The sequence below is a fragment of the Microbacterium sp. bgisy203 genome, assembly GCF_965345155.1.
Taxonomy (GTDB): domain Bacteria; phylum Actinomycetota; class Actinomycetes; order Actinomycetales; family Microbacteriaceae; genus Microbacterium.
The window spans coordinates 1-9,851 of the sequence record NZ_CBDRLZ010000015.1 but is presented as its reverse complement, the minus strand read 5'-3'; the positions used below and the strand labels follow the sequence as shown (position 1 = coordinate 9,851).

General features: G+C 67.5%; 11 protein-coding genes and 1 tRNA gene. 6 read left to right on the top strand and 6 right to left on the bottom strand.

Annotated features, from left to right (window positions below; translation table 11 throughout):
• Positions 1–21: 21 nt before the first annotated feature.
• Both ACRVYW_RS13945 and ACRVYW_RS13940 read right to left on the bottom strand, forming a co-directional pair.
• Complete coding sequence (locus tag ACRVYW_RS13945) at positions 22–1,329, bottom strand: DUF4032 domain-containing protein (protein ID WP_431805342.1); 1,308 nt, start codon at positions 1,327–1,329, stop codon at positions 22–24.
• A 101-nt stretch (positions 1,330–1,430) separates the two neighbouring features.
• Complete coding sequence (locus tag ACRVYW_RS13940; protein WP_431805341.1) at positions 1,431–2,534, bottom strand: ABC transporter ATP-binding protein; 1,104 nt, start codon at positions 2,532–2,534, stop codon at positions 1,431–1,433.
• Between the two features lie 270 nt (positions 2,535–2,804).
• On the opposite strand from ACRVYW_RS13940, the gene ACRVYW_RS13935 reads away from it, so the two are divergent.
• From ACRVYW_RS13935 to ACRVYW_RS13920, 4 genes are all read left to right on the top strand, one after another.
• Positions 2,805–3,815: a DsbA family protein gene (locus ACRVYW_RS13935; RefSeq protein WP_431805340.1), complete on the top strand. Its 1,011-nt coding sequence runs from the start codon at positions 2,805–2,807 to the stop codon at positions 3,813–3,815.
• 63 nt (positions 3,816–3,878) lie between these two features.
• Positions 3,879–3,951: transfer RNA gene (locus tag ACRVYW_RS13930), tRNA-Thr, on the top strand.
• Between the two features lie 181 nt (positions 3,952–4,132).
• Positions 4,133–4,405 carry a hypothetical protein gene (locus ACRVYW_RS13925; protein ID WP_431805339.1) on the top strand — a complete coding sequence of 91 codons (273 nt, stop codon included), beginning with the start codon at positions 4,133–4,135 and terminating at the stop codon, positions 4,403–4,405.
• Positions 4,406–4,543: 138 nt separating this feature from the next.
• On the top strand, positions 4,544–5,938 hold the full coding sequence (locus ACRVYW_RS13920) for an RICIN domain-containing protein (RefSeq protein WP_431805338.1): 1,395 nt from the start codon (positions 4,544–4,546) through the stop codon (positions 5,936–5,938).
• A 224-nt stretch (positions 5,939–6,162) separates the two neighbouring features.
• Here ACRVYW_RS13920 and ACRVYW_RS13915 read toward each other — a convergent pair whose 3' ends face one another.
• Together ACRVYW_RS13915 and ACRVYW_RS13910 are read right to left on the bottom strand one after the other, a co-directional pair.
• Positions 6,163–6,543, bottom strand: coding sequence for a hypothetical protein (locus tag ACRVYW_RS13915; protein ID WP_431805337.1), 381 nt, complete (start codon positions 6,541–6,543; stop codon positions 6,163–6,165).
• A 144-nt stretch (positions 6,544–6,687) separates the two neighbouring features.
• Positions 6,688–7,524, bottom strand: coding sequence for an alpha/beta hydrolase (locus ACRVYW_RS13910; protein ID WP_431805336.1), 837 nt, complete (start codon positions 7,522–7,524; stop codon positions 6,688–6,690).
• 97 nt (positions 7,525–7,621) lie between these two features.
• On the opposite strand from ACRVYW_RS13910, the gene ACRVYW_RS13905 reads away from it, so the two are divergent.
• Together ACRVYW_RS13905 and ACRVYW_RS13900 are read left to right on the top strand one after the other, a co-directional pair.
• On the top strand, positions 7,622–7,849 hold the full coding sequence (locus ACRVYW_RS13905) for a hypothetical protein (protein WP_431805335.1): 228 nt from the start codon (positions 7,622–7,624) through the stop codon (positions 7,847–7,849).
• A gap of 103 nt (positions 7,850–7,952) precedes the next feature.
• Complete coding sequence (locus ACRVYW_RS13900; RefSeq protein ID WP_431805334.1) at positions 7,953–8,270, top strand: hypothetical protein; 318 nt, start codon at positions 7,953–7,955, stop codon at positions 8,268–8,270.
• Positions 8,271–8,497: 227 nt separating this feature from the next.
• On the opposite strand, the gene ACRVYW_RS13895 is transcribed toward ACRVYW_RS13900, so the two are convergent.
• On the bottom strand, positions 8,498–8,818 hold the full coding sequence (locus ACRVYW_RS13895) for a hypothetical protein (RefSeq protein WP_431805333.1): 321 nt from the start codon (positions 8,816–8,818) through the stop codon (positions 8,498–8,500).
• Positions 8,819–8,892: 74 nt separating this feature from the next.
• Positions 8,893–9,279 carry a hypothetical protein gene (locus tag ACRVYW_RS13890; RefSeq protein WP_431805331.1) on the bottom strand — a complete coding sequence of 129 codons (387 nt, stop codon included), beginning with the start codon at positions 9,277–9,279 and terminating at the stop codon, positions 8,893–8,895.
• Positions 9,280–9,851 lie beyond the last annotated feature (572 nt).

The following is a 9,851-nucleotide window of genomic DNA, read 5'->3' as shown; positions in this document are numbered from 1 at the left end:
GCAGCATCCGCCACGGCGGGGTCAGACGAGGTCACGCCAGTCGACGGCATCCTCTTCATCGTCCTCCGCGGTGTCGATCGGTTGCGTGATGATCGGGATCGACACCGTCTCGGTCGGCGGGCCCATGAGCGTCGCCTCGTCGCGTCGGTGCCGCAGCACCGTGTCGACGTAGGAGGAGAGCACCTCGGCGATCGGCACCGACTGTCCCCGCGCCTGCGACATGTACCAGCGGTGCTCGAGCACCTGGTGGAACACCTCCGCGGGTTCGAGCTTCGCGCGGAGATCCCAGGGGATCGCCTTCACGACCGGTTCGAACACGCGCGTGAGCCATTCGTGCGCGACCATGTCCTCGTCGGAGCCGAGGCGTGAGACGCGCGCCTTGAACTCGTCCATGTCGTTGAGCAGGCGCCGCGCCTGGTTCTCCTCGACGTCGAGGCCGGTGAGGCGCAAGAGTCGGCGCTGGTGGTGCCCGGCATCCACCACCTTGGGTTGGATCGACACGCGCGTGCCGTCGGAGTCCTGCTCGATCGACATCTCGCCGATGTCGAAGCCGAGGTCGTTGAGCCGCTGCACCCGCTCGGTGATGTGCCACGCCTCACCCGCGGCGAAGGTCTCCTGGTCGGTGAGGGCCGCCCACAGCGAGTGGTACGCCGAGACGATGCCGTCAGCGACCTCGACGGCATCCATGCCGCCCTCGAGGCGGCCGCCCGCTTCGAGATCCATGATCTCGCCGGCGATGTTCGTGCGGGCGACGTCGAGGTCGTGCTCGCGCTGGCCGCGCGTCAGACCCGCCTCGTGCAACTCTCCGGTCTCGGCGTCGACGAGGTAGGCGGCGAAAGCCCCGGCATCCCGCCGGAACAGCGTGTTCGACAGCGACACATCGCCCCAGAAGAAGCCGACCGTGTGCAGCCGCACGAGGAGGACGGCGAGGGCGTCGACGAGGCGGACGGCGGTGTCGGGGCGGAGCGTCTGAGTGAAGAGGGCCCGGTAGGGGAGCGAGAACTTCAGGTGTGCGGTGACCAGTGCCGCAGGCAGCGGCTCGCCCCTCGCCGTCCGGCGCCCGTCGATGACGGCGACCCGCTCGACGCACGGGACGTCGAGGCGACCGAGCATGCCGAGCATGTCGTACTCGCGGCGCGCCATCTCGGCCGTCGTCTCCTTGACCGCGACCACGCGGCCCGACAGGTTCGCAAAGCGCACGAGGTGGCGCGACAGTCCCTTCGGAAGGGAGACGATGTGGTCGCTGCGCCACTGCTCGAGGGGAACGGACCAGGGCAGCGCCAGCAGGCCCGGATCGATGCTGCTGGCGGTGATGCTGAGGGAATCCACTGAGCGGGCTGCCTTCGTGCGCGGGTGTGTCGGGTCTCTCGTGCCGGGATACGACGACGGCGCGGACGCTCGAAAGAGTCGCCCGCGCCGTCGTGGATCGATCAGGCCGAGGCGATCGCCTTGTCGGTGAGGCGCTCGCCGGTCTCGATGTCGAAGACGTGCACGTGGTGCGGCACCGGCGCGAGGATGACCGTCTCGCCCGCGCTCGGGTGGCTGCGACCGTCGACGCGCGCGACGATGTCGGTGCGCTTGCCGCCGATCTCGGTGTGGCCGTACAGGTAGCCGTCCGCCCCGAGCTCCTCGACGAGGTCGACGGTGACGGTCAGGCCCTTGCCGTCCTGCGGGTTCACGACGATGTCCTCCGGGCGCACACCGGCGGTGACCTGCGAGCCGGATGCCTTGCCCACCGTGTCGGAGTCGATCGGCACGACTGCCGACCCGAACTGCACACCGCCCTCGGCGAGGTCGGCGGGGAACAGGTTCATCGCGGGCGAGCCGATGAAGCCGGCGACGAACACGTTGCTGGGCTTCTCGTACAGGTCGCGGGGGGTGCCGACCTGCTGCAGGATGCCGTCCTTCAGCACCGCGATGCGGTCGCCCATCGTGAGCGCCTCGGTCTGGTCGTGCGTGACGTAGACGGTCGTGACGCCGAGACGGCGCTGCAGCGACGCGATCTGCGTACGCGTCTGCACACGCAGCTTCGCGTCGAGGTTCGACAGCGGCTCGTCCATGAGGAACACCTGCGGCTGGCGGACGATGGCGCGGCCCATCGCGACGCGCTGACGCTGACCACCCGAGAGGGCCTTCGGCTTGCGGTTGAGGTACTCCTCGAGGTCGAGGAGCTTCGCCGCCTCGAGCACGCGCTGCGCGCGCTCTTCCTTACCGACGCCCGCGATCTTCAGGGCGAAGCCCATGTTCTCGGCGACCGTCATGTGCGGGTAGAGGGCGTAGTTCTGGAACACCATCGCGATGTCGCGATCCTTCGGCGGGATGTCGGTGACGTCGCGGTCGCCGATCAGGATGCGGCCGGCGTTGACCTCTTCGAGGCCCGCGAGCATGCGCAGCGAGGTGGACTTTCCGCAGCCGGACGGGCCGACCAGGACCAGGAACTCGCCGTCTGCGACCTCGAGGTTCAGCTTGTCGACCGCGGGGCGCGTGCCGCCCGGGTAGAGGCGGGTGGCGTTGTCGAACGTGACGGATGCCATGTTTTCTTCTCCTTCACCGGCAGGTACGTGCCGGACGATCCGTAGTGATGGATGAGCGGGGGCTTGTCCCGCGCGCCCCTCATCAGGCGCACGTCCAGTATCGCACGTGCGGCCCCGAGCGGGGCTTGTGATCTGCTGCGGAGGTCGTGTCTGGGCATTTCCCAGCCAGTGGTCCTAGCATCGAGAGGTCGCGTCCGCCCCGGTGGCGCCACGTCGCACGTGTCGAAGCCGTCGCGGGCGACCACCCCCGCCCGCCTTCCGAGAGGTCCCATGTCCACCGACGACTCCGCCCGCCCCGAGGGCGCATCGCGCGAAGGTGAATCCTCCGGTGCCTCCTCGGCAGAGGTCACAGAAACGGCGAGCTCGCCGACGGTGCAGGGACGCCGCGACGCGGTGCGCGAGAAGGCGGAACAGGTGCGCGCCAAGCAGTCGCGCGCGCGAGTGGCTCGTCGCGTAGCACTGATCACCGGTGTCACGGCCGCCGTCGCGGTCGTCGCCGTCGTCGTGGCCTGGGCGATCGGCGGCGACGCGAACCGCCCGCAGCTCTCGCCCGGTGCTGCGGAGAAGGACGGTTTCGTCGTCACGTCGATCTCCACCGGCGCGATCGCGCCGGCGCCAGCGCCGGCGCCCGAACCGAGCGAATCGGCCGCCGCGGAGGGCGAGGCATCCCCCAGCCCGAGCGCGACGGAGACTGCGCCCGTCGAGATCCACGTGTACGTCGACTACCTCGCGCCCGCGGCGCGTGAGTGGCAGCTCGCCAACGCCACGCAACTCTCGTCGTGGGTCTCTGAAGGGGCCGCGACTCTCACGTACCACCCCGTGTCGATGCTCACGGCGAAGTCGAACGGAACGAAGTATTCGCTGCGCGCCGCGAGCGCTGCCGCGTGCGTCGCCACGTACGCGCCCGACTCGTTCTACAAGTTCTCCTCCGACCTGCTGTCGCGCCAGCCCGCGCCCGACTCCGACGGGTTCTCCGACAAGGAACTCGCCGACATCGCGCAGGCGAACGGCACCGATGACCCGAAGAAGCTCCGCGAGTGCATCGAGACCGAGGCCTTCGCGTCGTGGGTGAAGGAGGCGACGGAACGGGCCGTGGCCGGCAGCGACGGCGTCGCACTCACCGGCACGTCCATGGTCACCGTGAACGGGCAGACCTACATGGGCAACACGAGCGACCCCGCCGAGTTCTCGCAGTTCGTGCTCACCACCGCGAGCGGCAAGGCCGCAAAGACGCCGTCGCCGACCCCGACCCCCACGGCGACCGAGACCCCGGCGCCATAACACCGCTTCCGGTCGTCACGGAACGGCGCGGCGCGCCGCGCGCCGTAGACTGGGTGGCGCCTTGCCGGCTTGGCGCAATTGGTAGCGCACCTGTCTTGTAAACAGGGGGTTGCAGGTTCGAGTCCTGTAGCCGGCACCGTATTTTCCTGATCAAGAGCCATTTTGCAGCGGCCTGGATCGCGTCCTGCACCCTTCCTGACACGGAATTGGTACGGAATACTGCCGTCGCTGACGTCCCAGTGCGATCGAATCCCGTGCAAAGTGCAACCCTTACGACGTGTCACCACGCTGTGCGCTCCACCGCGCATAGAGACGCCATGACCAACAATTCAGCTCCGCCCGCACCCCGCGCGACCCACGTCCAGATCGGCCACGTCGGCGCGTATTTTGCCGACGACGCGCAGGCCATCCTCGATCGCTGCACCGGTGTCTACCTCGCCTCGACGGGCCGGTTCCCGATCGCTGCCTCGCACCGCCATTGCCACGGCGCCGCAGCCTGGCTCGACCTGCGCGAGGGCGACGTTGTGACGCTCGCGGGCGGCGGGGCGGATGGCACTTATCGCGTGATTGGCACCTTCACCGGCGCCTAGGGCGGCTTCCTTAGCGATGCGCTCGACGCTGCGCCGGCGGGGACGGCGCTGGCCCTGCAGACCTGCCTGACCAACGCGTCGGAGGGCAACCGATTCGTTTTCCTCGTCCGCGCATAAGCCATCAATCAAGGAGTTCACATGGCAAACCCGTTCCTCGTCCTCGGCGGCATCGCCGTGGGCATCGTCGTCGCCACCTTCGGTGTCTTGCAAGTGCCCGGTTGGGTGCGCTCCGCCCAGGACGCCGCCGCGCTCAACGACCTCGCCCAGGCCTCAATCGCACAGGCGGCCGCGGTCTCGATCTCGGGCGATGCGCTCGGCTCTCTTGACGAGCTCGACTCCCGCCCGGAGCTCGGGATCAGCGTCACACCGTCGAGTGGTGTCTGCACCGTCACGAGCGCGGCGGGGAGCGAGTGGATCGCCGCAAGCTCGCACGAGAACGTGGGCACTTGGCACGCCCGGATTAACGGCGGACGCATCGCCGAGGGCGGCACGATCGCGGAGGCCGTGACGGCTGCGGGTGGCGCTCCCAGCGGGGTCTCGCTGCCGGATGCCGCGGAGTGCGACGATGTAGAGGGCGGAGCGGCACCGCCACCACAGGCAGGCGGCGAGATCCAGGCCATGAACGGGCGGCTCACCGCAGCGGCTGCCACGGCCGGCAGTCAGGTGGAGGTGCTCGCCGCCAGTGCGGCACCCGACCCGCTCGCACTGTGGGTTCACAGCGCCGACGGCCGGATCCGCCTAGCAGAGACTGTGGGGACGATGGTCGAGCTTTGCCTGACCGATCAGCGCAAACCGCCCATCACGCACCAGGCGCGGGTCACGCTCGAGCAGTGCGATATCACGCGCCCGCAGATCGTCGACTACTTGGGCGCCGCGCCCGGCGGCCCAGCGGTTCCCGAGGGCGCTTCCGCGAGCTGGACTCAGCGGCCCGGACAATTCGTCTTCCGCTCGGCCTCAAACACGACCCGCAGCGGGTGGATCCGGGTCTCAGGCAACGTCCTTTGGAGCCAGACCACAGCGGGGCCTGCAGAGCTCATTCCCGCCGTCGGCGTCGGCGCGGGCGATGCTGGCTCTGCCACACACCAGCTCGTAAACGCCGCGGAGCAACGCTGCCTTACGGTCCCGTTCGAGGACGCTGGCGCTGCGCACCTCGCAAGCGAGCCGTGCTTCCGGGATGGGCGCACCGACACGGGGATTCGATGGAACCAGCGGTGGGCCCGGGCCGAGACCGGTACGCCGCAGCGCATCACCGTGGCCGCTCCTAGTGGTGAGAGAGCACTGACCGCCCGCCCTGATGGCACCGTCCACGTGATGGTCTCAACGGATGACGCCGCGCAGCAGTGGATCCGCAGTGGGGCGACGGGTAACCCGCGCACCTCGCACACGATTCGGCTGGCGGGGTCTCCGGATCAGTGCCTGACGGCAACGCCGCTGCCGACGCCGGTCCCGGTGATGGAGGGTCCGTGGTCGCACATGACGCTGGCGCCCTGCGATGGTCGCGCGGCCCAGAAATGGAACGTGCCCGCGTCCTGACCGCGCATAAATACCTCGTCGCCCGCGGTCCACACCTAATTTCCGCAGAGACGACGACAGACTGAGGCCCCGGCAATGCCGGGGCCTCTCGTCATCCACCGCGGATTGCGCCGCCCTCGAACCGCGGCGGCAGCTCGCGCTCGTCGAGCGGATCGCGATGCCCGCGGCTGAACCGCACCGCTGAGCCCGCCATCGCCGATCATGGCGATGACGATACGCGGAACTCAGTCCGTGATGCCGTCTCTGAGGATCGACCTGAAGTCGCCCGGTGCACAAGCTGATGTTCCAGCGATGTTGTACGTGTTCGGCCCCGCTCCGAAGCTGATCGCCGTCACAGGGCCACCAGAGCCGAACACGACCGGTGACTTCTCCGTGTTGATCCGCACCGTGATGCGCAGGCTCTCCCAGTAGTCGGCAACAGTTTTAGCGTCATCGAGCGGAGCAGAATCCGGAACAGGTGCAGACTCGACATAGGCCCAGTTGACCCCGTCGCCGCACGGGCCGACTGTGGCGTCGCCGTGGCGTTCCCATCCGACGACGTCGAGCAACGCCGCCGTATCCTGGGTGATTTGTATGAGGGAGGATCGAGCTTCACCGGGCGTCATCTCTTCCTCCTGTACACAACCCGCCAAAGACGCGGTCGCGATGAGCGCGATCAGGACACCGACCGTCCGCAGTGGCTTACCCATTCATGATCGCCGCCCGCAGCATTTGCTCGTAAACCGTCGGTCCGTGTGTGATCGGCTCTGTCATCTGATCGCCCTGCCCGGTCGTGGCCCACGCGAGGTTGCGCACAGATTCGGTTGCTTGATCAAGATATCCGTTGCCCACTTCCGGTGTTGCTTCGTGGTCAGTTGTAGGAGCACCGCCCGAGCCGGAGTCGACCCCAAACACGGGTCTCCGAGGATAGCATTTCGTGCCTGGCCGGCGTAGACGTGTTCTGCCTGCAGATCGGAAGCCTCGTCGATTTCCGGTGGCAGACCCGCCGATCCAATCATCGCGTAAGAGTCGACGTGGGCAGTCGTCTGAGCAAGCGCGATCGACGCTGTCGTCGTTCCGTAAGAATGCGCCACCACGTTGAGGTCGATGCCCGGCCGCGCGGCGTTGAATCCAACCAAGGCACGGTTCAGATTGGCTGCGCCCGCCTCTGCTTTGTCGCTGCTCAGGACCTCGAATGGTCCAACGGGCGGTGCCTCGTAGCCAACCCACGCGACAACCGCGTGTGTGCGGTTCGGGTCAGCGATCTCTTGTGCGAGCAGAAGATTCTCAGAGGCGCGCGCCCAATCCGAAAGACTCTCCGCCGACGACCCCATGCCGGGCACAGCCCATGTCGCGTTATCCGCGGCGTCCAGGTTGCCGATCGAAACGGCTGCGAGCGGCGGGCGATCGGAGGTCAGGCTGATGAGGAAGCGCTCGGAACTGACCTGGTCTGGATTGAGCGTCGCGAGGATCGCCTCGAGCGCGTCAACTCTCTCACGGTCGGCGGCTGAGGCTCGAGTTCCGCGTTCTTTGAGGTGCTCGCTCGCCTCCTCGTACTGCTGGTCGAGCCAGATGCGGTTGGCGGTGTCGCGGTCTCCGTAGGCCACACGCGCCGCTCTCGGCGCCATACTTCTGACCGCACTCGCCCTCACCGCCTGCTCGCCCAGCCTCGGCGATCCCCGCCAGGACGCGGCCCGTGCCTGGATGCGGGACGGCACTATCCCCGCCGAATGCGAGGAGCCGCACCACGCGGAGACACCCCGCCGCGGCGACCTCGAATACGGGGAGCCGACCTACAGGTTCCACAACGAGGACGCCGACATTGACGTGTACGACGTGCCGGTGACCGGCCCGGGTGGCTTCGAGGCGACCGTCGTCGTCGATGTCTGGCCGGACGACGTCTGTGTCGCCACCGTGAACGGAGGTGACTGACCACCACACACGCCCACCAACCGTTGAGGGCCCGGCGCTAGCCGGGCCCTCTCTTTCGTCTGCCCTATGCGCGACGTCCGACCTCGCGCCTACCCTCGCCCACATGCCACCGCTTGATCCCCGCACGCAGCTCTCCGTGCGCCTCGGTGCCATCCTCGGCAAGCACCGCTTCGATGCCGATCCGCAGGCCGCGATCGACGAGCTCCGATCCGCCGCCGGCCCGGATGTCGAGCTGCTCGCGGAGGCGACCGGGACCTGGGCCGGGTTTTACGGCGGAGCGGACGCGACTGCAACGCTCGCACGCGCACTCATCGAGCGGATCGAGGGCGCAGCCGAGTGGGTGGCGCTCGGGGAGCAGCGGCGGGGTGGGACGCACGGGACGGGAGGTTATGTGCGCCCGCGACTGCACGAGCTGCTGTGATCTAGAATCGGAGATCCATCACGGTTTTCGTCACGGAATTGAGCTCAGTTCCACGTGCCGTCCGCGGAAAGACGCCCATCTTCACGGGTAGTGACGGGTAACCGATCGTACGGTTTTCACCCTTCGGTGACGAGGAAACACCTGGTCAAAGGTGGAAAGTGCAGAACTGTTGTCGAAACCAGGGGGTTGCAGGTTCGAGTCCTGTAGCCGGCACCACAATTACCTGATCAAGTGGTATTTTGTTGCCGCTCGATGGCGGCGAGGTCGGAGACGAGCTCCGGGCGGGTCGCGGCTACGAAGGTGCCGGACTCGGTGTAGACGGTGAGGGCGCCGGTGCGGGTCTCGTCGAGCTCAGCGGTCGCGTCCACCAGGGCGGTGTGCGAGGCGGTGACCGTCTTCTCCGACGCGGCGAGGTCGAGGATGATCCAGCCACGCTTGCCGAAACGCTTCGGGGCGGGCTCGGTCGGGGAGTGGGTGGTGGTCGGGGCGTCGATAACCTCGGCGATGGCATGCTCCTGGGGTGGGATCCGGCGACGGCTCAGCGCCATAGCGTGGTCTCACTCTGGTAGAAGATGAGGGCCTCTCATGCACGGGTCGATACCCAGCGGGTGCGGGGGACTATCTAGTCGACGTAATCCTCGTCGATGATCTTGCTGAGGTCACCCGGAACGCAGAGTGACGTGCCCGCGATCGTGTAGGTGGCTGGGCCCGCGGTGAAGCTGATGGCATCCACGGGTCCGCCGGTCGCGAACACCGCAGGAACCTGCCCAGCGCCGAGTCGGACCTCTGGGCCCTTCGCCCGCCACAGTTCCGCGACCCGCTCAGTGTCCGCCGTTCGGTCGTCGCCCAGAGCGGAAGTTGCGTAGAAGTAGCCCCAGTTGACGTGCCCATCGCTCCCACATTCGCCCACCAATGGCGCGCTGGATGCTGCCCAGCCCTGGGTCTCGAGATGTTCGGCCGTCTCCTGAGCCAGGTCGACGAGGGCATCGCGGGCTTTGTCCGGGCTCATCGAAACCTCCTGGGGCCCGCAACCTGCGAGCATGACGACAGCGAACAGGGCCGCGGCCGCGCCGAACCGTCTATTCACTGGGTGACCTGCCTTCAAGGTACTTTCGATAGGCCGAGGTCGGGTCATCGTCTGGCCCATCGGTGAGCATATCCGGGTGTCCCGTGGTGGCATGAGCCACATTCCATAACGACTCCGTGCCGGGGTCGAGATACCCCGTATTTGAGTCATTACTCGATCCATGTTCGGTCACCGCCGTCAATCCGTTGACACCGCTATCGACACCGAACACGTCCGCGCCGAAGAACGGATTGGCGGGATTCACGGGGTGGGTGCCGATACTTCTTCCGAGCAACGCCCATCTGTCTCCCTGGCCTGGCTCGAGGAGGAGGCGATCTCGCGCCTGACCGGCATACACGTAGTCCGCGTGAAGCTCCGCTGCGTGGCCGATGGAGGCGGGCAGGCCAGCTGTCGACGACGGGTGAAGACTGACCCCGAGGCGACGGTTGAATCTTGACCCCTCCGACACTCTTGGAGGGTGATTTCAGTGGAAGATTGGGCGGAGATCCGCCGGT